Genomic DNA, 26,759 nt, shown 5'->3' on the forward strand with positions numbered 1-26,759 from the left:
AAATTATTTTTAGATGAATTGGTGAATTCGTAGCGAAATTTTAGCATTGTTTTTAAAACTCCTCTGTTTCCAGAGCACGGTTCATGAATTCGTTTAAAGGTTTTAAAAGGATTAATTTTTGAGTCATTTTTGAAACAAAATCTTTTTTAGTCACTTCTGAAAAGTCAATTTTTTGTACCGTTTCAAAACTTTTTAATTTTAATAATTCTATGGCAGGATGCTCTTTTTCGTAACCTCTTGGTGGGTTTTTAAGTACGCTTTTTTCATTGCGGCTAAAATCACCAAACTCTCTTTTAAAATTAGGTTCGTTTAAGATGGCTTCTAAGTCTTCGTGAAAAAAAACAATTTCTTTTCGGATTTTCTTTAAATCTTCGGCTTCTGGCGCATAGAAACCACCGGCAATAAAAGAACCATTTCTGTCAATGTGTACATAATAACCTGCGCGATTGAGTCCTTTAAAGCCAGAAGATAACCATATTCCCAAATGGGCTTTATAGGGTGATTTGTCTTTAGAAAAACGAATATCACGATTGATTCTGAACGTACAGTTTTTGATTTCCAGCATTTCTAAAGAAGGATCCAAAGGTTTCATGGCATCTAAAAAATCAGCAACCAATTGGTGGTAGTCTTTTTTGAAGAGTTCGTATCTTTTTTTGTTAGCCTGGAACCATTCTCTGTTGTTGTTTTCTCTTAAATCGTCCAGAAATTGTAGTGATTCTTTAGTAAGCATAAAGGTGTCGTTTTTTAATTTTTTATTTTGCTGTTGCAGTTTCGGTACTCCATTTTAAATAACCACCATCAAGATTATAGATTTTTTTAAAACCCAATTCAGCTAGTTTTTCAGAGGCTTTCAGGCTTCGTTTTCCGCTTCTACAATACACATACACAGCTTTGTCTTTATCAAGTTTTTCGGCATCTTGAATAAATTGGTCGCCAAGCCAATTGATGTTTAGAGCATTGTCAATATGTCCTTCGGCAAATTCTTCTGGAGTGCGGACATCTAAAAGTTGTGGTTTTTCAGTTGTCTTTATTTCTTTTGCGAAAGCAGCTACTTCAACAGTTTTAATGGGTTCAGAACTTTGACTCTGACAAGAAATTATAGTAAATAAAATAATAAGCGATAGTAAGGATTTGAATTTCATCGAATTTTAATTTTAATAGTATCAAAAATAATCAAAAAGGATAGGTTTTCTTTAGTATGTGAATTTTTTTTGCCACGAATTTCACCGATTTAAATGGATTTTTCCTTTTTTATTAGCTAAAAAAACTTTGTGCTCTTTGTGGAAAACTTTGTGTTCTTTGTGGTTAAAAAAATTATAAGTTAAAGATCTTATACGATTGATGTGTCGATTTTACAATGGCTTCGGTTCTTTCCGGATGAGTGTCGGAAATAAAAAGCTGACCAAAAGTATCGGAATTGACCATTTCTACAATTTTGGCTACTCGAGTTTCGTCCAGTTTGTCAAAAATATCATCGAACAATAGAATGGGTTTCACGCCACTTTGTTTTTTTAAGAACTCAAATTGTGCCAGTTTTAACGCAATTAAAAATGATTTTTGCTGTCCTTGTGAACCAAATTTCTTGATGGGATGATTGTCGATTTCAAAAGCCAAATCATCTTTGTGAATTCCCACGCTGGTGTAATGCAATGCACGATCTTTGTTGATGTTTTCTTGTAAAAGCGTTAATAAATCGTTTTCAAATAAATGACTTTCATAAACTAATTGTACTGATTCCTGCGAATCTGTAATAGCATGATGGTGTGCATTGAAAATCGGAATAAACTCGGCGATGAATTCTTTTCTTTTTTCGAAAATATACTTTCCAAAATTGTCCAATTGCTCATTATATATAGATAAGGTGTCATTATCAAAAACATGATTCAAAGCAAAATATTTCAACAAAGCATTGCGCTGACTCATTACTTTTTGATATTGAATGAGCTGTTGTAGGTATTGCGTGTCCAATTGCGAGATGATGCTGTCAATGAATTTGCGACGGATTTCGCTACCTTCAATAATTAAATCTCTATCGGCGGGCGAAATAATAACGAGCGGAATAAATCCAATATGATCTGAAAATTTATCGTAAGCCTTGCCGTTGCGTTTTAATATTTTTTTCTGCCCTTTTTTTAAACTGCAAACTAATTGTTCGCTTCTTTCGTTTTTGATGAATTCGGCATCAATAACAAAAAACTCTTCGCCATGTTTGATGTTTTGAACTGCAAGAGGATTGAAGTAGCTTTTTCCATAAGACAAATGATAAATGGCATCTAGAACATTGGTTTTACCAATCCCGTTTTTACCCACAAAACAGATTATTTTGCCATCAAACTCAAAAGTGGCTTCCGAAAAATTTTTGTAATTGAATAAAGAGATTTTTTTTAAATACATTTTAAAGTTTGCTGCTATGGAGGAATTTGCTGTTTTTGAATTGGCTTTTAAAAAAGGCTGCAAATTATTGAAAAATATCGATATAAAAGGCTTTTGGGATTTTTCTGTTTCAAAAAAAATAGCCTAGAATTTGTTGAAAATGAATTAAAATAAAAATATTTTCGATTTAGATATAAAATTTCTGTTTTTTTGCGTGGGTTTGAATAAAAATTTTATTTTTGCGGTTCACTAAATTATTTTTAAATGGCTACGTACAATAAAAGAGGATATAAAGCACCAAAAGAGAAAGAAGTAAAAGAGACAGTAGAAGAAGTGGTAATTGACGAAAAAAACAGTACAACGGCTGAGGTTTTTTCTAAATTAGATGAAACTGCATCAAGAACGGAAGACTGGGTTGCTAAAAACCAAAAAATCATTATTGGTGTAGTAGGAGCGATTGCTTTGTTTACAGTAGGTTATTTGGCTTTTCAAAAGTTTATTTCTGAGCCTAAAGAAGAAGAAGCGGCGAGCGAAATGTTTGTGGCACAACAAAATTTTGAGCAAGCGGCTAACGGTGTGGCAAGCGATTCTTTATACAAATTAGCATTAAATGGTTCAGAAGGAAAATTTGGATTCCTTAAAATTGCTGATGAGTATTCAGGAACTTCAGCTGGAAATCTAGCAAATTATTATGCAGGTATTGCTTATTTGAATACTGGAAAATTTACTGAGGCTATTGATTATTTAGGTAAATTCAAATCAGAAGATGTTGTTTTAAGCGCTTTGGCAAAAGGAGCTATTGGAGATGCTTATGCTGAAAACAAACAACCTAAAGAAGCTTTAGAGAATTATGTAAAAGCAGCTGAATCTAATAAAAATGATTATACAACACCACGTTTCTTGTTAAAAGCAGGAAAAACCGCTTTGGCATTAGGAAACAAAGAAGAAGCTTTAAAATACTTTACAGATATTAAAGAGAATTATGAAAATGCTCCAGAAGCTGCTGCTGTTGAAGCTTTGATTGGTTTATCTCAATAATAATAAATTAAGATTTAGATAAATTGGTGATTACAAGAAATTAAATACTTGTAATCACCAATTTTTATTTATAATTTCAAGTTTTAAAATTTAATTTGATTATGGCAACGATTAATAAAAATTTATCAGTTTACGATAAGAATACACTACCAAGTGCGAAAGATTTTCGTTTTGGAGTGGTAGTTTCGGAGTGGAATGAAAACATCACAGAAGGTTTGTATAAAGGAGCCGAAGAAGCTTTTTTAGACAATGAAGTTCCGGCTGAAAATATCATTAGATGGAATGTTCCTGGGAGTTTTGAGTTGATTTATGGTGCCAAAAAAATGTTGCAAACTCAAAAAGTAGATGCAGTAATTGCTATTGGTTGTGTAATTCAAGGACAAACGAAGCATTTTGATTTTGTTTGTGAAGGTGTAACGCAAGGTATTAAAGACCTGAATGTTCAAACGGATATTCCGGTTATATTTTGTGTTTTGACCGATAATACCATGCAGCAATCTATTGATAGAAGTGGAGGGATTCATGGGAACAAAGGAACTGAAGCGGCGATTGCAGCGATTAAAATGGCTTATATACGTCAACAAGCTTCTTTAACGCATGATTATGCTCCAAACTTATTGACTTCAGGAGCAATTCAATTAGACGAAGGGACACCTTTAGAATTAAAAGAATAAAAAAACTAAATAATTCAGAATGAAACCTATACTATTTGTTGGAAATAGTGTAGGTTTTTTGTTTTATTTATGAGTGGGGATGACCTAAAAGCCGATAGAAATTTATTAAATTTGCTTGCCTTACTTATCTTCTGAATATTAATTACTGTAAACTGAATACTAAAAAAATGTCGAGTATCATCCAATTACTTCCTGATCATGTTGCTAACCAAATTGCTGCTGGAGAAGTGGTTCAAAGACCTGCTTCGGTAGTGAAAGAATTACTTGAAAATGCGGTAGATGCTAATGCAACGGATATTAAGTTGATTATAAAAGATGCCGGAAAATCATTGGTTCAGGTAATTGATAATGGAAAAGGAATGAACGTTACCGATGCGCGTTTGTGTTTCGAGCGTCATGCCACTTCTAAAATCCGTCATGCCGAAGATTTGTTCACACTGCATACTAAAGGTTTTCGTGGCGAGGCATTGGCTTCTATTGCTGCGATTGCGCATGTGGAAATGAAAACCAAACAAGATCAGGACGAACTGGGAACCCAAATTGTTATTGAGGGGAGTAAGTTTGTTTCTCAAGAATCGGCAGTGTTGCCTCAAGGAACTTCATTTGCAGTTAAAAATTTGTTTTTTAATATTCCTGCCCGACGCAATTTCTTAAAGTCGGATACGGTGGAATATAGACATATTATAGATGAGTTTCAGCGTGTGGCTTTGGCACATTCGAACATACATTTTACCTTTTACCATAATGGTAGTGAAATGTTCAATTTACCCATTTCGACATTAAGACAGCGAGTGGTGAATGTTTTTTCGGGAAAAACCAATGAGAAATTAGTTCCCGTTCAGGAAGAAACCGAAATCGTTACAATTCAAGGATTTGTTAGCAAGCCTGAATTTGCCAAAAAAAATAGAGGCGAACAGTTTTTCTTTGTCAATGACCGATTTATAAAAAGTGGTTATTTGCATCATGCAGTAATGGCGGCTTATGACGGAATTTTGAAAGATGGAGCGCAACCCAGTTATTTCTTGTATTTGTCGGTTCCGCCTAATTCTATTGATATCAATATTCACCCAACCAAAACAGAAATCAAGTTTGATGACGAAAGTGCTTTGTATGCTATTTTAAGAGCATCTATCAAACATAGTTTGGGGCAGTTTAATGTGGCACCAGTTTTAGACTTTGACAGAGATGCTAATTTGGATACGCCTTATCATTACAAAGATTTGGAAGGAGCAGTGCCTACTATTCAGGTAGATAGTACTTTTAATCCATTTTCAGATGATAAAGTCAACAAACATTATGCGGCTTCGGGATCATCGGGTTCAAGCTATAGAAAACCGGCATCAACATCCAGTTGGGAAAGTTTGTATGTAGGTTTAGAACAAGAGCCTGAATTTTCAACTGAAAGTAATGAGATTTCATTTGAAAGCGAAGAGGTAACAGGTTCGTTATTTAACGACGAAGAAGTAGAGCACGCAGTTCAGAATGTGTATCAAATTCATAAAAAATATATTGTTTCGCCTATAAAATCTGGAATGGTAATTGTGGATCAGCAGCGCGCGCATCAGCGTGTTTTGTACGAGCAATTCTTAACGAATATGACCGTGCATCAAGCATCGAGTCAGCAATTGTTATTTCCATTGAATTTGTATTTTTCGTCAAGCGAAATGGAACTAATCGACGAACTCAAACTTTCATTGGTCAATACAGGATTTGTTTTTGAAGAAACTAATGACGATCATGTGGTAATTTCGGGAATTCCAGTAAATGTGACCGAAAGTGAAATTTCGATGGTTTTGGAACAATTATTAAGTGATTTGCAAGACGGAATACCAGAAAATAGTTTTAGTCAAAACGATACTATCGCTAAGTCGATGGCAAAGAGTTTAGCAGTAAAAACAGGAACAAGTTTAACCATAAAAGAACAGGAGAATTTAGTAAATGGGCTTTTTGCCTGCAAAGATCCTAATGTTTCTCCTTTTCAGAAACCAACTTTCATCACGATGCGTGTGGAAGATTTAGATAAAAAATTTGCACTATGATGAATGTAACCGAAACGGTAAAACAATTAGTAATAATTAATATTTTATTTTTTATTGGAACATTGGTAGTTGGTGACCCAGCGTATCAAATGTTAGCGATGTATTTTCCAGAAAACCAAGATTTTCATGGATGGCAAATTATTTCGCACATGTTTATGCATGGTGGATTTATGCATATCTTTTTCAATATGTTTGCTTTGTATTCTTTTGGTTCAGCATTAGAACATTTTTGGGGAAGTCATAAGTTTTTGTTTTTTTATATTTCTTGTGGTTTAGGTGCGGCCTTATTGCACACAGGGATTAACTATTATTATTTTAATGATGCAATAGGTATCTTAGGAGAACATGGATTTCAAAGAGCGGATATTTTACAGCTTTTAAACGAAGGAAAGATTAATACCGAATGGCAATCTATTTTAACACCTTCAGAATACCAAAATTTTATTAGTGCTTTTGCAGGAACCGTTGTTGGAGCTTCTGGTGCTATATATGGAGTTGTAGTTGCTTTTGCTTTTATGTTTCCAAATGCCGAATTGGCATTAATGTTTATTCCTGTACCAATAAAAGCAAAGTATTTTGTACCTGGTTTGGTTCTAATCGATTTGTATTTAGGTGTGTCAGGACAATCTATTTTTGGTGGACCTGGAATTGCACATTTTGCACACGTAGGCGGAGCCTTAGTAGGTTTCTTAATTATGTGGTATTGGAAAAAAAATCAATTTAATAACAATCGTTGGAATTAATAGTAGATAAGAATTAAATTAAAAAAGAGTAAATGAATATTTTTGACGACTTAAAATTACAATACAAACTAGGAGGCGTAGCTCATAGATTGATCTATTGGAATATAGCCTGCTTCTTGATTTCATTAATTTTTTTCTACCAATTTCAAGTGGGTTCTTTTTCATTCCCATCTTGGATTGCTTTGTCCACCAATCCAGCTGATTTTATATATAAACCTTGGACTTTTTTGACTTATGCTTTTCTCCATGAAGGGTTTTGGCATTTGGTTTTTAATATGATGGTTTTGAACTTTGCCAGTCAATTGTTTTTAACCTTTTTTACTCAAAAGCAGTTTTTGGGATTGTATCTTTTGAGTGCTGTTTTTGCTGGAGTTGTTTTTGTGGCTAGCTATTATTTTATGGGGATTAATACCGCAATTGTAGGCGCTTCGGCTGCAATTATGGCTATCTTGATGGCTGCAACTACTTACCAACCTTTAATGCAAGTGCGCTTGTTGTTGATAGGAAATGTCAAATTATGGCATATTACTGCGGTGTTGCTTATACTAGATTTGATGCAACTTCGTTTAGAGAATATGGGCGGACATATCTCGCATTTAGCAGGAGCTTTTTTTGGTTTTGTTTATATTAAAGCTTTGCAAAATGGAACTGATATGAGTTTGCTGGTTACAAAGATTATTGATTTTTTTGCCAATGGTTTTAAAAGATCAAAATCGACACCATTTAAGAAAGTGCATAAGAATTATTCTAAACCAGTGGAGAAGCGAACGGCTTCTAGAATTGTAACAAAAGATAAAACACAACAACAAATTGATGAAATTTTAGATAAAATTAGTCAATCAGGTTATGATAGTTTAACAAAAGAAGAAAAGGATTTTTTATTTAAATCAGGGAAATAATTGTTTTGAAGTATTTGTAAACTTCGGACATTAAATAAAGTAAAATGAAAAATCTTTCATGGTTCAATAGAGGAATGTTTTTCTTAAATATTGTCCTCATCGTAGTTACTTTTATCGCTTATGTGTTGCCTTTTTTGGCACCAAAAATCTTCCCTTTTCTATCGGTGTTGACTTTGTTTATGCCTTTTTTTTTCATTTTGAACAGTCTTTTTTTTGTGTATTGGGCCATCCAATTCAAAAAAAGAATGATTATGTCAGGTTTGGTTCTTTTGATAGGAATTACGTTTATCAATAAGTTTTATAAATTTTCGTCTAAAGAGTATCCAGAAAGTGAAAAAGATTTTGTGGTCATGAGTTATAATGTTCGCTTGTTTAATTTGTTTAAATGGCAGGACAAGGCTGATGTTCCTGAAACCATCTTGGAATTCATAAATGAAAAAAATCCTGATATTTTATGTGTCCAGGAATATTCTAATTCTGGGCATCTGGATTTAAAAGTCTATCCACATCGTACCATTTTTATGGATGGAAATCAGATTAAGACCGGTCAGGCAATTTTTTCTAAATTCCCAATTATCGAACAAGGTAAAATTGTTTTTCCTAATTCCAGTAATAACGTTGTTTATGCTGATATTAAGAAAGGAAAGGATATTATTCGTGTGTACAACATGCATTTGCAGTCTATTAAAATTTCGCCTGATGTAGACGAGATTTCCGAAAATATCGATGTGATTAACAAAGAGAAATCCCAAATGATGTTTATTAGGATTAGCAAGGCTTTCAAACAGCAACAGCAACAAGCAGAGATTTTAAAGGAAAATTTAAAAGATTGTCCTTATCCTGTTATTATTTGCGGTGACATGAATAATAGTGCCTTTTCTTATGTGTATCGCATCATCAAAGGAAGCTTAAAAGATGGATTTGAAGAAGCTGGAAAAGGTTTTGGTCAAACCTATCGTTTTAAGTATTATCCGGCCAGAATAGACTATATTTTTGCCGATAGACAAATGACTGTAAAAAAGTTTGAGACTTTTCCAGAATTTGAAAATTCAGATCACTTTCCTATAATGGCCAAATTATCTTTGGATTAAAATTCAGAAATTCCAATTTATAAAATTCCAAATTCCAGAAAAATTATACTAATTGCTGCGATTTTAAATAATCCACTGTAAATTTTCCTTCGTTGAAAAGCAAATCCAAAATGCTTAGATTGTTGATAAAGCCAAATTTATCATCAAAAACCTGAGTGTAGGGTTCAAAAACTGAAGAATCTTTTTTTCCATTGATCAAAAAGCGATAATCTAAAATCTCTTTGTCCTCGATTTCGTGGAAATATTCTGAAGTAGTTTCAAAATTAAATTTGGTACGCATGCATTTTGAGATGATTTCCAATGCTTCAAAATTCATATCCATTAAGAAAGTATGCTTTTTTTCGAAAAAAGGAACAAAATCATCTTCGAAAAATTCGAAAAAAGGAGAACTTCTGTAAGCTGCTTCCAGAGATTTAAAATGTTGTTTTTGCCAATCAAAATCGTTTTCTATTTGGATATCTTTTGTTTTTTGATGGCTCGTTTTCGAATGTTTTATGGGGATATTTAAAAGCTGTATCCCATTAGGACTATAGATATACGTTCGATTTCTATTGGTTTGTTTTTGAAAATTATCTTCCATTTCAAATACGATACTATCCGATTGCAACATAGCAACAAAATGGCTAATCGATGGGAAATAAGAGGGATGTAGTAAGGCTTTCATTTGTTGATTGGTCTAAAGTTTTAAACTCATAAAGTCAAAAGTCATAAAATAAATACTTTATGACTTTTGACTTTTAGCTATTTAACTATATGTTTTCTTTTTTTTCTTTTCTTTTTTTCGAAAAATATTCAGCTACAAAAAATGCGGCTAATAGGATTAAGAAGATTTTGAAATAAGATTGAGGCTGACCTTCACCGCTAACAGTAGTAAAAACTCTGTCCCAACGCACTTTGTTCAATCCTTTTCCGTTAGGGTCTAAACTTAACCAAATAAAAACTGGCTTTCCTACAATGTGGTCTTCAGGAACATAACCCCAATAACGGCTGTCTTCTGAATTATGACGGTTATCACCCATCATCCAGTAGTAATTTTGTTTGAAAGTATAGCTGTTCACTACTTTTCCATTCAAACGGATTTCGTTTCCAGTTACTTTTAAATCGTTTTTATTACCATTATCATCTGTTTCATAAGTGGTGATAATTCTTTTGTAAAATGGTAAACTTTCTAATGTAAGTGGAACTGTTTTTCCTTGTTGAGGAATGTAAATTGGGCCAAAATTATCAGCATTCCATTTATTGATGTGAGGGAAAATACCTTGTTCAGTTCCTCTGCTTATTTGTCTTTTCACAGCAGTAATACCCGCTGTATTTTTTAATCTTTCGGCACTAGCAGCTGTTAACGCTCTAAAATAAAGAGTGTCTTTGGATTCATTTATCCCCACACCATCCGTGACATCCATTTCTCTTAATAGATTTTCAAAGTTTACTGGAGGATTTTTTGGGTCAATACCTACTGCATAAGAAAATTGAGGTTTTGCACGTTCAGGAAGTTCTAATACTTTTCCGTTAATGTATACTATTCCGTCTTTTATAACTAAGCTATCACCCGGTATTCCAACGCATCTTTTTACGTAATTCGATTCTTTGTCAATAGGTTTTATAACTCCAGGAGATCCTTTTGATTCAAAGAAACGATGTACTGTGTCTACTGGCCAATTGAATACTACGATGTCAGTACGTTTGATTTTATCTTCAATTCCTGGTAATCTAAAGTACGGCAATTGAGGCCAATTTAAATAAGATTTTCTTTTGGTCAGTGGAATAGAGTCGTGTACCATTGGTAAAGCTACCGTTGTCATTGGAACTCTTGCACCATAATTTACTTTGCTTACAAAGAGAAAATCGCCTATTAATAATGATTTTTCTAAAGAAGAAGTTGGAATAGTGTAAGGTTGTACAAAATAAGTATGTACAAAAGTGGCAACAATAATAGCAAAAAGAAGAGAGCTAATGGTATCGGCAGTTTTATTAGTTGGGTGTAAGCTTCTTTCAGCGTTATAGTCTAATTTTTGAGTGTAATTGATGTAATAGATGTAGAATCCAAAAGTAATAATTCCTAAAAAAGTATCTAACTGACTGCGTTTTCCAAAAGTTCTTAGGGTTTCTACCCAAATAACTGGAAACATGATTAGATTGATGATAGGGATGAAAAGCAATAAGGTCCACCAAGTAGGTCTACTTATAATTTTCATTAATACAATTGCATTATATACTGGTATTGCTGCCTCCCATTTTTTTCTTCCAGCTGCTTCATAAAGTTTCCAAGTTCCTAAAAAGTGAACAATTTGGATTAAAAGAAAGAATACAAACCATTGATATAGTGTCATAATGCTCTTGAATTAAGGGTTAGTTTGGATTTTAATTATTGAATATTAAGTACATCTCTCATACTAAAGATACCTTGTTTTCCTGCTAACCATTCAGCAGCAATAACAGCACCTAGTGCAAATCCTTCACGATTGTGAGCGGTATGTTTGATTTCGATGCTATCAATACCAGAATCATAAGTTACTGTATGAGTTCCCGGAACTTCACCTGTGCGAACAGCTTCAATATGGATTTCTTTCTCTTGAGCTCCATCTAGTGTCCATTTGCTGTATTCGCTGTTTTCAATAACTCCTTGAGCTAATGAAATGGCAGTTCCACTTGGGGCATCTAGTTTATGGATGTGGTGAATTTCTTCCATACTTACTTTATAACCTTCAATTTTAGCCATCATTTTAGCTAAATATTCGTTTAGTCCAAAGAATAGATTGACACCTAAACTAAAGTTAGAACTAGAGATAAAGCCACCGTTTTTTTCTTTGCATAAAGCAATCATTTCATCATAACGGTCTAGCCATCCAGTTGTTCCAGAAACTACAGGAACATTGTTGTTAAAACATGCCGAAATATTGTCAACGGCTGCCATAGGAACACTAAAATCAATAGCTACATCAGCAGTTGAAAGTCCATCATAGGTATTGAATTCGTCTTTTTTTAAAACAATTTCATGACCTCTTTCCAGAGCAATTCTTTCGATTACTTGTCCCATTTTTCCGTATCCTAAGAGCGCAATTTTCATTTGTGTTTTTATTTTAAATTAAAAAGATTGATTTGATCAATTCTTTTGTAGGTGATTAAAAGTTATAATTTAGGGTGAGCCCTACATTTGTTTTGTAATTCAGATTGTTTTGATAAAGTGTAGGTTTTACAGACAGACGATCGTCAACATTAAATTGCATTAATGCCGCATCAACATTGGCATCGATAATGTTTAAAACATAAAAACCTACAACAAATAAAGAAGATAAATCACGATTACGCTGGTAGAATTTTTGCCCGGCTATCAATCGGCTATTATCTAAATAAGAGAATTCATCATCCGTGTATCCTTCTAATCTTCTTTTGTATGCATCTCTAAACTGATGGTATTTTTTATTACTGTCGATATAAAAATAAAGACTCGTTCCAATGGCACCATAAACCAAAGGTATTTTCCAATATCTCTTATTGTAAGCCTGACCCAAACCAGGTAAAACAGCTGAATAAAAAGCTGCTTTTGCGGGAGTTAATGGATCAATATCGATTGACTTTAAAGTATCTTTTGCAACTACTGATTGGGATTTTTTTTGTGCCAATGCAGCGGTATTGCCCAAGATTAAAAGAAATAGTGCTATGAAAATATTTTTATTCACTATCCTTTTATTAGTTCTATAATTCGATTAAAATCTTCTTGAGAAAGGAATGGAATTGTAATTTTTCCTTTTCCATTGCTAGCGACTTTAATGTCTACTTTGTTTCCAAAATAGGTATTAAAAATTCTTTTTTGACTGTCATCAATATCAAAAGAAGCTGTTTTAGCTTTCGTAGCAGCAGCTTTTGGTTTTAAACTTTCTTGGTAGTTTTTTACCAAAGTTTCAGTATCACGAACGGATAAATTTTGACTTACAATTTTTTGGTAGATATCAGTTTGTGCATCTAAATCTTCAATGTTTATAATAGCTCTACCGTGTCCCATACTGATAAAACCATCACGGATACCAGTTTGAATAATCGGATCCAGTTTTAAAAGACGCAAATAATTGGCAATAGTAGAACGTTTTTTACCTACACGTTCACTCATTTGCTCTTGAGTCAATTGGATTTCGTCTATTAAACGTTGGTAAGAAAGTGCAATTTCAATAGGATCTAAGTCATGACGTTGAATATTTTCAACCAAAGCCATTACTAATGATTCGTTGTCATTTGCAATTCTAATGTAAGCGGGTACAGTTGTTAATCCTACTAATTTAGAAGCGCGTAAACGACGCTCCCCTGAAATTAATTGGTATTTGTTAAAATCTAATTTGCGAACCGTAATAGGTTGAATTACACCTAATTCTTTGATGGAAGTAGCTAATTCTTTTAAAGATTCTTCGTTAAAATTGCTTCTAGGTTGAAAAGGGTTTATTTCAATTGCTTCAATTTCAAGCTCAATAATATTTCCAACAACTTTGTCAGCATTTTTATCCTCTACAGACTTGATATCGTTATCTGGGTCTTTTAATAATGCAGATAAACCTCTTCCCAAGGCTTGTTTTTTTATTGCTTTCGTCATAAAATTATTGGATGTTTTTCTTTATAATTTCTTGAGCAAGATGTAAATAATTCGTTGCGCCTTTACTAGTGGCATCATAGTTAATGATGCTTTCACCAAAACTTGGAGCTTCACTTAGTTTTACATTTCTTTGAATGATGGTTTCAAAAACCATATCGTTAAAATGTTTTTGCACCTCTTCTACAACTTGATTGGATAAACGCAATCTGGAATCATACATTGTAAGAAGTAAACCTTCAATGTCTAATTCAGGATTATGGATTTTTTGAATACTTTTTATCGTGTTCAATAATTTACCCAGTCCTTCCAAAGCAAAATATTCGCATTGGATAGGGATTATTACAGAATCGGCAGCTGTTAAAGCGTTTAATGTTAATAAACCAAGAGAAGGGGCGCAGTCGATAATAATAAAATCATAATCGTCTTTGACACTTTCTAATGCTTTTTTAAGCATGTACTCTCTGTTTTCCTTGTCGACCAATTCGATTTCGATAGCCACAAGGTCAATGTGAGCAGGTATAACATCAACATTGGGTGCTGAACATTGAACTACTGCTTCTTTAGGAGTATTGCTGTGTTCTAGAATTTGGTAAGTACCAATTTCTACACTTTCCACATCAATACCTAATCCAGAACTAGCATTAGCTTGAGGATCAGCATCAATTAATAATACTTTTTTTTCTAAAACACCTAAAGAAGCGGCAAGATTTACAGATGATGTAGTCTTTCCAACTCCTCCTTTTTGATTAGCAATCGCAATGATTTTGCCCATTTATTTTCTATAATTTTGAACGGTAAAAATACAATTTATTATTGTTTCTAAAAATCTATTTTGTTAACATTTGTTAAAGCTTGATTAGGGATGTTTTGAGGGATTAATTTTATACATAAAAACACCCTTTTTTTAAATTTTTATTTAATTTTTGATAATTGTTTGTAAAAGAAAAAAAGAGTTGTATATTTGCAGCCGCGTTACCGGGGTGTAGCGTAGCCCGGTTATCGCGCCTGCTTTGGGAGCAGGAGGCCGCAGGTTCGAATCCTGCCACCCCGACCAAACAAAACCTTTCTGTTTCTTCAGGAAGGTTTTTTTATTTATCTATTTTAGGATAATAAAAACTGATAATTCAAATCTAGTTTTCCAATAATAAAAACTTATTTTTGTGCTGTTTTTAAAATTAAACCATAATAATTATGTCTGATACAATCGAAAAAATAAAATGTCTTATTATAGGTTCTGGGCCTGCGGGTTATACTGCTGCTATTTATGCAGCTAGAGCTAACATGAATCCAGTATTGTACCAAGGAATGCAACCAGGTGGACAATTGACTACTACTAACGAAGTAGAAAATTTCCCAGGCTATGTAGATGGTGTAACAGGACCGGAAATGATGATACAATTGCAAAAACAAGCAGAGCGTTTTGGAGCTGATATTCGTGATGGATGGGCTACTAAAGTAGATTTTTCTGGTGATATTCATAAAGTTTGGATTAATGATACAATCGAATTGAATTGTGAAACTGTAATTATTTCTACAGGTGCTTCTGCTAAATATTTAGGATTGCCTTCTGAACAACATTATTTAAAAATGGGCGGTGGTGTTTCTGCTTGTGCAGTTTGTGATGGATTTTTCTATAGAAATCAAGAAGTGGTAATCGTTGGAGCAGGGGATTCAGCTTGTGAGGAAGCGCATTATTTATCTAAACTTTGTAAAAAGGTAACTATGTTAGTAAGAAGCGATAAGTTTAGAGCTTCTAAAATCATGGAAGAACGTGTTCGTAAAACCGAAAATATTACTATTTTAATGAATCATGATACTGTTGAAGTATTAGGAGACGAGCAAGTGGTAGAAGCGGTTAAAGCTAAAAACAAAACTACAGGAGAGGTTTTTGATATTCCTGCTACTGGTTTCTTTGTGGCCATTGGTCATAAACCAAATACTGATATTTTTAAAGATTACCTAAATTTAGACGAAACAGGTTATATTATCAATACTCCAGGGACTTCTAAAACGAATGTAGAAGGGGTTTTTGTTGCTGGAGATGCTGCGGATCATGTATATCGTCAAGCTATTACTGCTGCAGGTACAGGTTGTATGGCGGCTTTAGATGCTGAAAGATACTTGGCAGCTAAATAATTAGTAATAAATTATATAAAAAAAAAATAGGCTGTTTCTAACAAGAAACAGCCTATTTTTTTTATGACTTAACTATGTGAAAAATTTTATTTTTTAGAAAGCTTGGCTTTATCGCTAAATTTATTCATTTCAATTTTGGCTTCACCATAAAGTTCTGTTTCCGATTTTTCGCTGGCATTAATAATAATGTCTTTTTTAGCATTTACACTACTTTTACTTTGCCCTTCAGTGATTAATTCAATGCTTTTTATTTCTAATTTGCTTGCGTCAAGATCAGAATTATTTTCTAGTCGAATAAGGCTAGTGTTAGCTTCTCCTTCTATTTTAGCTTTCGTTTTTTGATACATGTCTAAAGCTAAATCATCAGTTGTTATTAATGATTTTAATTCGGCATCTTTTGTTAACTCGATTTTTGTTTTCTCACTTTTTAGGTTCAATTCTATTTCAGAATCGCCATCGGCTTGTAAAGCAAAGTTTTTCGTGTTGGCATTCATTAAAATTTTAGAATCATCAAATGTTTTTACCGTAAAATTGTCGCTAAGTATTTCTTGAATTACATTTACAACAGCATTATTTTTAGATGTAATTGAATTTAATAGTGCTGTGTAAGTCACTTTTATTTTTAAAGATTTACTTTTTACCACTCTTTTTGAGGTTGAAAGATGTAACACGTTTTCGGTGACATCAATATCAATTACATCAATAAGGTTGTCATCGGCTTCAATTTTAATATCAGGAAATTCACCTCGTTCTAAGGAAACTTCTAGATTATCTTCGACTTCAATAGCTGAAAAATTATGTATGTTTTTTTGTTTTGTAGTTACTGTTTTTGAGCCACTGATTTTATCTTTTTTTTGAGCCAAAATAATTGTTGTAGATAAAAATGCCAGAAGTAAGATGCTAATTTTTTTCATATTCATGTTCATTTATGTTGTGTACAAATATAAAGAAATCGCCTACCAAAAGCGGGCGATTTCTGATTTTTTTAAGAGAATTTAGTATTAATTTTGTTCGATGTTTCCGCCTGAATTCATTGTTTTTTCAATGTGTTTAGGGCTGTTTTTGTATTCTATTTTACCACCACTATTAGCAGTTGCATTTAGACTTACAGTAGGGTAAATGATTATTTTGGAACCACTTGAGGATTCTGCATTTATGGAATTAACTAATAAATCTTCAGTATCAATTTTGCTTGCACTAGATGCATTTGCATTAAAATCTAATGCCATTCCTTTTAGTTCAATTTTGCTAGCACTGTTAGATTCGGCTTCTATTTTTTCATATTCTAGATTTAGTTTTATTTTACTTGCGCTAGATGATTTTAAAGAAATAGCATCTCCTTTTAAGATTCCTTTGCTTTCAATTCTTGATGCAGAATTTGTTTCTAATGCCTTTATTATAGGTATGCGAATCAATACTTTTTTAGTTTCAGCTTCTCTTGTTGTACTTTTTTTATAGCCAAATAGAGAAAAACTAGTTTTGTATGTGTTGTTAGAGATGTACAAAGTTCCATTTTTCACTTCTGTTTGGATTTCTTTGTTGAACCCCTTATTGCTTATTACAATAACTTCAGTATCATCCGATTGTTTTATGATTAAAGTGATGCCATCGCTTACATTGATTTTATTGAATTTTTTGTCAATATGTCTGGATTCATTGGTTATGTTTCCTCTAAATTTGATGGTTTCATTTTTTTCATAATTCATACAAGAGCTTGTAACAATCGTTACAAAAGCGAACAAAATGTATTTGCTGAATTTTGTTTTTTGCATAACTATTTTGTTTTAATGATAATTCCGTCTTTGTTTATTTTTAATTCTTGAATAGTAGTTTTTTTGTTAATTGTGTCTGATGTTTGGTTTTCGGAAGCGCTTTCGTTAGTATCGGTATCATGAGAAATACAATTTAAACAAACAGTCGATGAATGCTCTACTCTGTAGACAGGTTCGTAGGTGTCGTAATCTAAATCAAAGAAATCATTGTCAGAACGGTCATAATTTTGAACTGTTTCATCTATTTTAAAAATGGTTCCTTCGGTTAAAAATAAGATAATTTCTATTCGTTGATTTCTGAATTTGTTTTTCAAATCGGTAATTAAATAATTATCAAAAATCAGTTGGTTTCCAACAATTTTATACTGATATTGGATTTTTTCTGCATTTTTTCTAGCTTCAGAAAACGATTTACCTCTGGCGTTTTTTTCAATTTGAATATAACTGTAATTTTCGTTTGATTTTTTTATTCTAAAGTGAACTTCATTAGAAAAAATAATATCATTGTTGATAGAATCTGTTGTGATTTTAAATTCAGAGCGATCGTATATGTCTCTAGCAAAGTAATCGTTGTATTTAAATTTTATTGTTAGAGTATCTTTTAAAGGAATATTTATCGTTTCTTTTTTGGCAGCACGACCATCCATTGCAAAAGCTGAAGCTTGTTTTATTCCTAAAGAAGTAGCTAAAGCGATGGCTATAATCCAGATTGCTAATAAGGTATATTTAGCAATTGGACCTATTGATTTTGTGTTAGGAGCCAACAATTTAAATCCTAATAAAGTTAGAAAGAAGAAGGGGATTCCTGCTGCAAAAAACATTAGTAAACCGAAAACCCAAACAGGGTATTCAGTAAAATTGCCTGTTTCTATAAATCCTTGCCAAGGAAAATGGATAAAAGTATTAGTTCCTAAAGTAAAAACGCCAATGAGTAAAATTGTCAAAGTTGCTAATCCGGCGATGATTAAAAAAACACCAATAAATTTAGCGATGATTTTAAAAACACTTATAATAAAATTTCCTAATGAGTTTCCCACTCTATTAGCGCCTTTTTTTATTTGATTTCCGTATTTATCGTAATCAGCATTCTTGATTTTTTCTGAAACTGTTTCGAATTCTTCTCTAACTTTTTTTTCAATATTCGAAATATTAACAGGTTCTCCTGTCATTTCTAATTTTTCTGATGTAGTACGCGCTTCTGGAGTTACAATCCAAAGAATGATATAGGCAATAATTCCTGTTCCAAATCCTGCAAATACAAGTAGTACTAATAAAATGCGAATCCAAACTACGTCTATACCAAAATAGTAACTTAAACCTGAAGCTACACCGCCAATCATTCCGTCACTGTCGCGATATAATTTTTTTGATTTGTAGTTAATGTTGGCTTGTTCTTGATTTTTAAACGTTTTAGGTTCGTCTTCAATGATATAATCCTCAGGTTGTCCCATGATAGAAATAATTTCATCTACTTCTTTAAGGCCTACTACATGTTTATCGCTTTTTTGTTTTTCATTCAATAATTCAGCAATCCTCATTTCGATATCTTTGATGATTTCATCTTGACCCGATGAATTAGAAAGAGAGCGTTTTATAGCGTCAAAATAGCGTGAAAGTTTTTGGTATGCATCTTCGTCAATGTGAAAAAATACCCCGCCTAGATTTATGTTTACAGTTTTGTTCATGACTCTGTTTTTTGATTTGTGATTAGATTTACGGCATTGGATAATTCGGTCCATGTACCATTAAGTTCGTTTAGAAAAATTTGTCCATTTTCGGTTAAACCATAATATTTTCTCGGTGGTCCTGAAGTAGATTCTTCCCATCGGTAAGTTAGTAATCCATCATTTTTTAATCGTGTTAGTAAAGGATAGATAGTTCCTTCTACGACTAATAGTTTTGCGTCTTTTAATGTTTCTAATATTTCGGAGGTATAGGCATCTTTTTGTTTTAATACAGACAAGATGCAAAACTCGAGAACACCTTTACGCATCTGGGCTTTTGTGTTTTCAATGTTCATAATGTAACTGTTTTTACTTAATAAAGTTAATTGTCAAAGGATACTCGTATTTTTCTCCGTTTGAGGCATTTATAGCGGCTATTATAATCAAGAAGAATTCGATTATTTTTAAAATAAAAAATAACAGTACACTTATAATTCCTATGGTTATAATACTGATGTTGTCTGCAAAATTTATCTTGTTCCAGAAAAAATCATGATTATTTAATAATTCAGTCCAATCCATACTACTAAAAATAGCAGTTGAAAATGCTGGAATTGCAATCAGAGCAAATAGTAGGGAATAGATAAATAAACTCAGTTGAAAATTAATTATTTGTTTGCCATGATAATCAATCAATTCAGATTTTTCTTTTTTACTACTCCAGATGATGATTGGAAAAATAAAATTCCCAAAAGGGATAAAGTACTGTAATAGTGCGCTTAAATGGGTTAAGGCCGCTATTGTTTTGTCGTTTTTGGTTTCCATTTTTTTGATTCTAGTAATTTCTTATACAAATATATGTATTAAAGCAGGTATTATGTATTGCAAAGTACTTAAAATTAACATAAAATTAACGAATATAATTCCGTTAGGAGTTCTGTAATATTTTGTATATTAGTTTTAAAACCAAAGAAATGAAACTTACTGCGACTAATCTTAATCGATTTTTACTATTTAAATTGCCGTCGGCTTATATTTGTGGGGTACGAGTAAAATCGATAGTATTTGAAAAATGTGTAGTATCCGTAAAACACCGATGGATTAATCAAAATCCGTTTCGTTCCATGTATTTTGCGGTACAAGCAATGGCAGCTGAATTGACAACAGGCGCATTAGTAATGCTTCATATCCAAGAAAGTAAACGGAATATAGCAATGTTGGTGGCTAGTAATAAGAGTGTTTTTTCCAAAAAAGCAACAGGTCGAATTACTTTTGTATGCCAGAATGTGAATGAAATAAAAACAGCAATACAGAAAACGATAGCAACAGGTGAAGGGCAAACTTTTTGGCTACAATCCATTGGCACCAATGAAAATGGAGAAGAAGTATCCAAGATGGATTTTGAATGGACTATTAAGTTGAAATAAATAAAAAACACTTTCATGAAAAAAGATTTATGAAAGTGTTTCTTGGTTTAGGGTTTGGATTTGCTGTTATTTGATAATTATTTTTTGGCTAAACTCACCTTTATCTGTTTTAATTGATACAATATAAACTGCAGTACTTACATGATTTATTGGGATTTGAATGAAATTTTGTTCTTCATCTGTAATTTTCCAAGTGCCAATTTTTTGTTTGGCAATATTGAATAATGTAACTGCTTCTATGTTTACATCGTAAAAGTAGTTTTTGATATTTAACATCTGATTTTCATTAGTGTAGTAACAGATAATTCCGTTATTTACATTGGTATCATTGATGCTATAGGTTTTGTTTACAAATTGTAATGAGAATCGGTTGTTGTATTCTCCTGCAGCAAGTGAAATTTCAAAAACATCTTTTCTCAAATCATGATAGATTTTTGTAGCATTATCGAATATATAAATATCAAGACTATTAGGTACATTTTCTAAGGCATCAATTTTAATAATTGCTTTTCCTTCATCAGTAATTTTTATTCCAAAAGGAATAATTTGGTCGGTATCAAAATTTGGAATTCCTTGAATGATTAATGGTAAGTTTTCCAATTCCCAATACATATCATTGCCTTTGATTTCGATCATTTTGGCATCGTAACCTAAATCAAATTTATTAGTCGTATTAGGATCGGTACCTACTAATATTTGTCTGTGATACCCAATAGGAGAATCAAATCCGAGTCTGATTTTCATTCGTTTATCTACAGTTTCTTTTGCGGCAAAAGAATTTTTATCATTGACCTTTTTCATGAAAATAGAATTACCAGAAGCTTCTCTAACAAAGGCACGTTGACTGTTTTTAAATGAAAATGTACCTCCTAGAGCGCTACTACTTGAAGGAGCATCTATAAAGAAAGCTTGTCCAACAGGGATATAACGTTGTGGGATTTTAGTACCTGTTGCTCCATTGTTTACATTAAGTGGATCATCAGCTACAGCAGCCACTCCACCTGTTAGTGTATAAGTTGCATAACCTCCTTCATATTCCGCCAATATATGATTGTTAGATAATCCAAAATGATCCCAGAAATATAAGGCTCCACCAAAAGTATTAGTAGTTCCTCTACAGCCAGTACAATCTTTTAGGTTGTCTTTTATAAATTCATCAGCATCTAAAGCACTTGGATATGGATTTCCTATTAAGTAGGTTTGATCTATTGCAATGAACTTATTGATAGTCCCTGAATTAGGTTTTCCAGTGAATACATAATTTTGAGAAGCGGTTAAAGGAGCAGTACCTCCACTTCCTTTCATGGTAAATCCATCAGCTACGGCTATAAGTCCTGTACTAGCTTTATATTGCCATTGCCAATAGTTATCCCAATTTGAATTAGAAGCAGGTGTTAAAGAACTATAAGTCCAAATCCATCGATTACTTATTTTAATTGGACTTGTCAGTGCACCATCGGCAAAATATGCTCCGTCACCAAAAGTGATGGTTTTAGGATTGGCAGAATCAGTTCCGTCTCTTAAAATATTTGACATAGAATAAGAGGAGTTATTAGCTGCTCCACGATTGCTAACAGGCGAAGACCAGTAATTATAATTAAAACTATTTTGTTTTCCTTGTTGGTCACGTTCAATATATCCAGTGCTGCTTTCTTCAAATACGCTTTCGTTGAATTGATTTGTATTGTATCGTTTTTGAATCAATTGTGATTCACCCACTAAATCAATTTTACCATCTAATTTTAAATAATGAGTAATCCACAAACCGTGTCCAAGATTATTTTCGTCTTGTGTGCCTGAATTTGTAATCACCAGTTCATTTGACATAACAATCAGTCCAAGTAAGGTTAAATCTTGAGTGTTTTCAGTTATTTTATGATTGATTTTTACAATATTCCAATTGATAGGCTGATTGTTTATCCCTAAACTATTTGGGACATCCCAAACATCATAATTAGTCCAAGTATTATCAGTATCCCAGCTTTGGTTTGAAACTCTTGAAGTATAGGGAATAGGGGCAGTTTGTTGTTCGCTGGAATTGATATTGTGAAGTCGACCACTAACTCCTTTGTAGGCGGTTAAATCACCGCAATTGGTATTCATACGATAATAGCCGGTAAGGTCACTCCATAATAATGGATTGTCTTCAATGCTGTTTTGATCTGTATCTGTTCCATAAATTTTAGTTGGAATCACAACACCACCAACATCAGTCCCCGAAGCATCAATTTCCTGATTCATCATTTGACGTATTTGTTCAATCTCTAGGGCTTTGCTCCAAATTTTTACTTCATCCACCCAGCCATTAAAATAGTTAGTAGGAATGTTTGTAGAGGTTTGATCCATAGCACCTAAAAGTGCTTCGACCGAGCTGGAGGTTGTTGCTGGAGCTGCTCCATTTTTAGAAGCTAATTCTAAACCATCCACGTACAATTTATAAGTTACTCCATCAAAAGTAATCGCCAAATGATACCATCTATCAGTGCTAATAGAATAACTTCCAGTTGTTATACTGTTTGCTCCAGAACTATTATACCAGTTAAACTGAACTTGTCCGTTTATTATGCTTAAGTCATAACCTTTAGTATTGTCTGCTGCATCTTTTCTCGAAATTATTGTTCGTGTACCATTCACAGCATTGGCTTTTACCCATATTTCAATGCTAAAATTACTGTTTAGGTTGTAATTGTCTTTGAAAGATACATAGTCATTAGTACCATCAAAATCTACTGATTTACAATCAATAACAGTAATGTTTACATCATCAAAACAGCCATTTGATAGGGTCCATCTTAAGGAGTAATTACCTGGGTCAGCTGTGAAAATAGCATCAGGATCAGTCGCGCTAGAGAAAGTAGCTGAATTTCCACAGGAAGAGTAACTAGCAGAAGTTATAGACCATGTTCCTGTAATTCCAGTTCCAGGATAATCTGTATCGCCAGAAGCTGTATCAGGAACAGTGTAGAGATTTGTTTTCCAAGCTCCTTTGTTATAATTTGTTACAGCCGATTTAGTATTGTCATAAGCGTTTAATTGGATTGCATTTTCACCACAATTACTAGCAAGTGGAGTATAGTCTTCTCCAGCATAGGCTAAACTAGTGTTTACATTAACAAAGTTAGTTCCGGAGTCATTATCAGTTCTACAACCATTTACTAAAGTAGTTACACCGTATTCTCTAATACCAGGCGTAGTAGGAGTAACAGTAGCTGTTGTACCTTTGGCTATTACGTTTCCGTCTTCGTCAGTCCATTCTAATTCATCATCAACAGTTGCAAATGCAAAACCAACATCGTCAATAGCCCAACCACTTCCTACATTAAAACTTGGATTTGTTGAGCAGGTATTAGAAGCGTCTTTTGGAAATATTACATTATTGCAAGAACCCCCACTTGGACCTGAATTAAAAGTGAATCGAACACGTAATCCAGCTAGACCAGCATAGGCGCCTAAGTCTATTGAGGTATAGCGGAAGGCATCGGCTACTGGATATTGTTTGTTGCAATTTGATCCCACTTTAGTATGCACACCTGTTGTATGTCCAGCTGTTAAAATATCATTTTGTACCGTATTAAGTGTTACCGTATAAGTATTACCAGCATCAAATGATAATTCAATTTTTCCAGAACCTCCATTACAGAAATAATAAGCTGTATAAAAAGATAAAATAGCTTCACTAGAAGTCATTCCAATGGTGCTAAATACAGGAGTTTCTAATGTTGTGGTTGTATTGGCTTGCGCAGCATGAGCAATAGCAAATTTAGTATTATCGGAAGTGTCATAATTTATTCCGCTAAATGTTGTATTTGAATTACTATTTGAATTGGTTTCCTTCCATGTTGGTTGGCTACCTGTATTTCCACTGGCAGGGAAGAAGCCATCTAGTCCATCTACACGCCATCCATCGGGCTGTGCGTAATTAAATTTACCTCCTTTACCAAATTGTCCTTCTGGCTGATCGTAAAAACTCTCGGCATTTATAGTTACTGAATCTCCCAAACAAATGTCTAAAGCCGAATGACTCACAATAATAGGAGGTTCATCAGGAGGAAGGAATCTGGCATAGGCTTCAGCAGATGTTTTTATAAGTGAAGAATCATCAGCATCTGTAATTCTCAATCGTACAAAGGTGTCACTAGTTAATCCTGTTAAAGTATAGGTTAATAAGCCAGCGGTATTAGGTATTGTAGTCCAAGTTTCCCCATTGTTGTCTGAATATTCCCAATTTAAAACATCTGAAGCTTGTAAATTATAAGTTCCAATAGCTTGTAAGGTAAATTGAATGTCTTTTGGAGTTGTAATTCCTCCAGGGCAAGCAGTTACTTCAACTAATGCACTTGGTGGTTGAGGGTTATCAGGTACTGGATAAACAATTTCACCGGTTAAATAGGTATAAAGATTTTTGGGTGGTTCTACAGTAATAGTTGCTGTACAACTGCTTGAATTTCCATTCACATCTACAGCCGTTAAAGTAGTTGTTGTAGTGTAGATATTAGGCGAATCTGCAAATTGATTTGGATAAACACTTAATGAAGCAATTCCGCAGGCATCATTAGAACCATTGTCAACATCCGAAGCGTCTATGGTTGCTATTCTGGTAATAGCATCAATTACGACTACATAGTTTTTACAAATAACAGTAGGAGCTGTATTATCAACGACGGTTATTACAGCATTACAGCTGCTGCTATTACCACCATTGTCATAAACAGTAAAAGTAACAGAGTTATCTCCTACATTACTACAGTTAAAAGAACTAGGATTAATAGTCATATTAGCAATTCCGCAATTATCGTATGATCCATTATCCAAATTTAAAGCAGCAACATTAACGGTTCCATTACTACTTAATACAGCTGTGTAGTTTTTACAAACTGCGGTAGGAGCAGTATTATCTACCGCTGTAACTTTAAATGTACAAGAGGTGGTTCTGTTGGCATCATCTTTTGCAGTAAGTGTTACAGTAGTTGAGGAAGCTGAAATTAAAGTACCTGGAGCAGGATTTTGCGTAATAGTTAAACTACTGTCACAGTTGTCAGAAGTGGTTGCCAATGCAGTATAATCTTGTAAACTGTATTGACAATTGTTATCGTAATTTACATTTTGATCTGCTGGACAGCTAATTGATGGGTTTTCATCATCAATTACAGTAATGATTTGGTCACAACTAGTAGTTAAGCCTGCATTATCTGTTACAGTCCATGTTAGGGTAGTAGAACCAGTAGGAAATTGATAGGTAGCTGTATTTATTGTAACACCTGCTACTTTTGCAACAACAGAGGCAACACCACAGTTGTCGGATGTTGTTGGCGTACCCACATTTACAGTAGTATAACAATCTCCTGTTCCATTTGCACTTGTATTTGCACTGATATTTCCAGGGCATATAATTGTTGGAGGAATATTATCTTTTACCGTTACTATTTGATTTGCTGTAGCGGTATTTCCCGAAGTATCAGTTACTGTCCATATGACGGTCGTGTTTCCTAAAGGATAAGTAGTTGAAGGATGGTTGTTAGTTACCGATGCAACAGCACAATTATCAGCTGTTATTGGTGTGCCTAAACTAACTCCTGTTGCGGTACAAGCTGTATTCGTGGTTGTATTTATTGTGGCAGGAGCAGTTATAGTCGGTTTAATGTTGTCTGTAATCGTAATGGTTTTAGAATCGGTATTGGTGTTTCCAGCGGCATCTGTAACAACATAAGTTATGGTAGTAACACCTTTGTTAAAAATAAAAGTTCCTACTTGCCCCACTGTTGAGGTTTTAGTAGTTGCACCACTAAGTGTATAAGTAATAGTCGCTCCGGAACAATTATCAGAGAAAATGGCATTGATTACAGCCACAGTAGCAGTACATAATCCTGAATTTGTGTTAGCACTTTGATTCGCTCCCGGAGTCAACACCGGATTGGTCGTATCTTTAGCTGTAATTACCACCACTTTAGAATCGGTATTTCCAGCAGCATCGGTAGCGGTAACCGTTACATTAATAGTTCCGTTGTGAACCGTGGTTTGTGAACTTCCAGCGACTGGATTTTGTGTAATAGTAATTCCCGAGCAATTATCGGTAGCCGAAGAGGCATCGACCAAATTAGGAATAGTAACCATACAACCGGCATTCAAAGTCACATTTTGATTGGCTTCCGGAGTTAAAACAGGATTGGTCGTATCTTTAGCTGTAATTACCACCACTTTAGAATCGGTATTTCCAGCAGCATCGGTAGCGGTAACCGTTACATTAATAGTTCCGTTGTGAACAGCAGCCTGGGTACTTCCTGCCACAGGATTTTGTGTAATAGTAATTCCAGTACAATTATC

At 33.5% G+C, this 26,759-nt stretch carries 23 protein-coding genes and 1 tRNA gene; 9 read left to right on the forward strand and 15 right to left on the reverse strand.

All coding sequences use genetic code 11. From position 1 onward, the window contains the following. Positions 1-52: 52 nt before the first annotated feature. From AC4FRF_RS12440 to recF, 3 genes are all read right to left on the reverse strand, one after another. Positions 53-730, reverse strand: a complete 678-nt coding sequence (locus AC4FRF_RS12440) for a DUF2461 domain-containing protein (RefSeq protein WP_491159877.1) — start codon at positions 728-730, stop codon at positions 53-55. A 22-nt stretch (positions 731-752) separates the two neighbouring features. Beyond that, entirely contained in the window at positions 753-1,142 is a 390-nt protein-coding gene (locus AC4FRF_RS12445; RefSeq protein ID WP_491159878.1) for a rhodanese-like domain-containing protein, read from the reverse strand. A gap of 172 nt (positions 1,143-1,314) precedes the next feature. After that, positions 1,315-2,394 (reverse strand): DNA replication/repair protein RecF, encoded by a 1,080-nt coding sequence (gene recF / locus AC4FRF_RS12450; RefSeq protein WP_491159879.1) that lies wholly within the window; start codon positions 2,392-2,394, stop codon positions 1,315-1,317. A 243-nt stretch (positions 2,395-2,637) separates the two neighbouring features. Here recF and AC4FRF_RS12455 point away from each other — a divergent pair, with 243 nt between their 5' ends. From AC4FRF_RS12455 to AC4FRF_RS12480, 6 genes are all read left to right on the forward strand, one after another. Next, positions 2,638-3,411, forward strand: a complete 774-nt coding sequence (locus AC4FRF_RS12455) for a tetratricopeptide repeat protein (protein ID WP_491159880.1) — start codon at positions 2,638-2,640, stop codon at positions 3,409-3,411. Positions 3,412-3,512: 101 nt separating this feature from the next. Further along, entirely contained in the window at positions 3,513-4,085 is a 573-nt protein-coding gene (gene ribH / locus AC4FRF_RS12460; RefSeq protein ID WP_491159881.1) for a 6,7-dimethyl-8-ribityllumazine synthase, read from the forward strand. Between the two features lie 167 nt (positions 4,086-4,252). Next, complete coding sequence (gene mutL / locus AC4FRF_RS12465; RefSeq protein WP_491159882.1) at positions 4,253-6,124, forward strand: DNA mismatch repair endonuclease MutL; 1,872 nt, start codon at positions 4,253-4,255, stop codon at positions 6,122-6,124. Next, positions 6,121-6,867 (forward strand): rhomboid family intramembrane serine protease, encoded by a 747-nt coding sequence (locus tag AC4FRF_RS12470; protein ID WP_491159883.1) that lies wholly within the window; start codon positions 6,121-6,123, stop codon positions 6,865-6,867. Before mutL ends, AC4FRF_RS12470 begins: the two co-directional genes overlap by 4 nt. Positions 6,868-6,899: 32 nt before the next feature. Next, on the forward strand, positions 6,900-7,766 hold the full coding sequence (locus tag AC4FRF_RS12475) for a rhomboid family intramembrane serine protease (protein WP_491159884.1): 867 nt from the start codon (positions 6,900-6,902) through the stop codon (positions 7,764-7,766). 44 nt (positions 7,767-7,810) lie between these two features. Beyond that, on the forward strand, positions 7,811-8,857 hold the full coding sequence (locus AC4FRF_RS12480) for an endonuclease/exonuclease/phosphatase family protein (RefSeq protein ID WP_491159885.1): 1,047 nt from the start codon (positions 7,811-7,813) through the stop codon (positions 8,855-8,857). A 43-nt stretch (positions 8,858-8,900) separates the two neighbouring features. On the opposite strand, the gene AC4FRF_RS12485 is transcribed toward AC4FRF_RS12480, so the two are convergent. From AC4FRF_RS12485 to AC4FRF_RS12510, 6 genes are all read right to left on the reverse strand, one after another. Next, positions 8,901-9,521 carry a WbqC family protein gene (locus AC4FRF_RS12485; protein ID WP_491159886.1) on the reverse strand — a complete coding sequence of 207 codons (621 nt, stop codon included), beginning with the start codon at positions 9,519-9,521 and terminating at the stop codon, positions 8,901-8,903. Positions 9,522-9,606: 85 nt separating this feature from the next. Then, positions 9,607-11,187 carry a signal peptidase I gene (gene lepB / locus AC4FRF_RS12490; protein WP_491159887.1) on the reverse strand — a complete coding sequence of 527 codons (1,581 nt, stop codon included), beginning with the start codon at positions 11,185-11,187 and terminating at the stop codon, positions 9,607-9,609. Between the two features lie 35 nt (positions 11,188-11,222). Further along, positions 11,223-11,924, reverse strand: coding sequence for a 4-hydroxy-tetrahydrodipicolinate reductase (dapB, locus tag AC4FRF_RS12495; protein ID WP_491159888.1), 702 nt, complete (start codon positions 11,922-11,924; stop codon positions 11,223-11,225). A 55-nt stretch (positions 11,925-11,979) separates the two neighbouring features. Next, entirely contained in the window at positions 11,980-12,537 is a 558-nt protein-coding gene (locus AC4FRF_RS12500) for a DUF5683 domain-containing protein (RefSeq protein ID WP_491159889.1), read from the reverse strand. After that, a complete protein-coding gene (locus AC4FRF_RS12505; protein ID WP_491159890.1) occupies positions 12,537-13,439 on the reverse strand; it encodes a ParB/RepB/Spo0J family partition protein in 903 nt (300 codons plus the stop codon). Before AC4FRF_RS12505 ends, AC4FRF_RS12500 begins: the two co-directional genes overlap by 1 nt. A gap of 4 nt (positions 13,440-13,443) precedes the next feature. Next, a complete protein-coding gene (locus AC4FRF_RS12510; protein ID WP_491159891.1) occupies positions 13,444-14,211 on the reverse strand; it encodes a ParA family protein in 768 nt (255 codons plus the stop codon). Positions 14,212-14,415: 204 nt separating this feature from the next. Here AC4FRF_RS12510 and AC4FRF_RS12515 point away from each other — a divergent pair. Further along, positions 14,416-14,493, forward strand: a tRNA-Pro gene (locus AC4FRF_RS12515). A gap of 137 nt (positions 14,494-14,630) precedes the next feature. Next, positions 14,631-15,575 carry a thioredoxin-disulfide reductase gene (gene trxB, locus AC4FRF_RS12520; protein ID WP_491159892.1) on the forward strand — a complete coding sequence of 315 codons (945 nt, stop codon included), beginning with the start codon at positions 14,631-14,633 and terminating at the stop codon, positions 15,573-15,575. A gap of 86 nt (positions 15,576-15,661) precedes the next feature. On the opposite strand, the gene AC4FRF_RS12525 is transcribed toward trxB, so the two are convergent. From AC4FRF_RS12525 to AC4FRF_RS12545, 5 genes are all read right to left on the reverse strand, one after another. Then, entirely contained in the window at positions 15,662-16,489 is an 828-nt protein-coding gene (locus tag AC4FRF_RS12525; RefSeq protein ID WP_491159893.1) for a GIN domain-containing protein, read from the reverse strand. 87 nt (positions 16,490-16,576) lie between these two features. Further along, entirely contained in the window at positions 16,577-17,347 is a 771-nt protein-coding gene (locus AC4FRF_RS12530) for a head GIN domain-containing protein (protein WP_491159894.1), read from the reverse strand. 2 nt (positions 17,348-17,349) lie between these two features. Further along, entirely contained in the window at positions 17,350-19,032 is a 1,683-nt protein-coding gene (locus tag AC4FRF_RS12535; RefSeq protein WP_491159895.1) for a PspC domain-containing protein, read from the reverse strand. Continuing rightward, entirely contained in the window at positions 19,029-19,367 is a 339-nt protein-coding gene (locus AC4FRF_RS12540; protein ID WP_491159896.1) for a PadR family transcriptional regulator, read from the reverse strand. Before AC4FRF_RS12540 ends, AC4FRF_RS12535 begins: the two co-directional genes overlap by 4 nt. A gap of 13 nt (positions 19,368-19,380) precedes the next feature. Next, positions 19,381-19,836 (reverse strand): DUF4870 domain-containing protein, encoded by a 456-nt coding sequence (locus tag AC4FRF_RS12545; protein ID WP_491159897.1) that lies wholly within the window; start codon positions 19,834-19,836, stop codon positions 19,381-19,383. Positions 19,837-19,985: 149 nt separating this feature from the next. On the opposite strand from AC4FRF_RS12545, the gene AC4FRF_RS12550 reads away from it, so the two are divergent. After that, a complete protein-coding gene (locus tag AC4FRF_RS12550; RefSeq protein WP_491159898.1) occupies positions 19,986-20,438 on the forward strand; it encodes a DUF4442 domain-containing protein in 453 nt (150 codons plus the stop codon). Positions 20,439-20,504: 66 nt separating this feature from the next. Here the strand turns inward: AC4FRF_RS12550 and AC4FRF_RS12555 are convergent, their stop codons facing one another. Then, complete coding sequence (locus AC4FRF_RS12555; RefSeq protein WP_491159899.1) at positions 20,505-26,723, reverse strand: DUF8693 domain-containing protein; 6,219 nt, start codon at positions 26,721-26,723, stop codon at positions 20,505-20,507. Between the last annotated feature and the right edge of the window lie 36 nt (positions 26,724-26,759).

It is taken from the genome of Flavobacterium sp. ST-158, assembly GCF_058309975.1.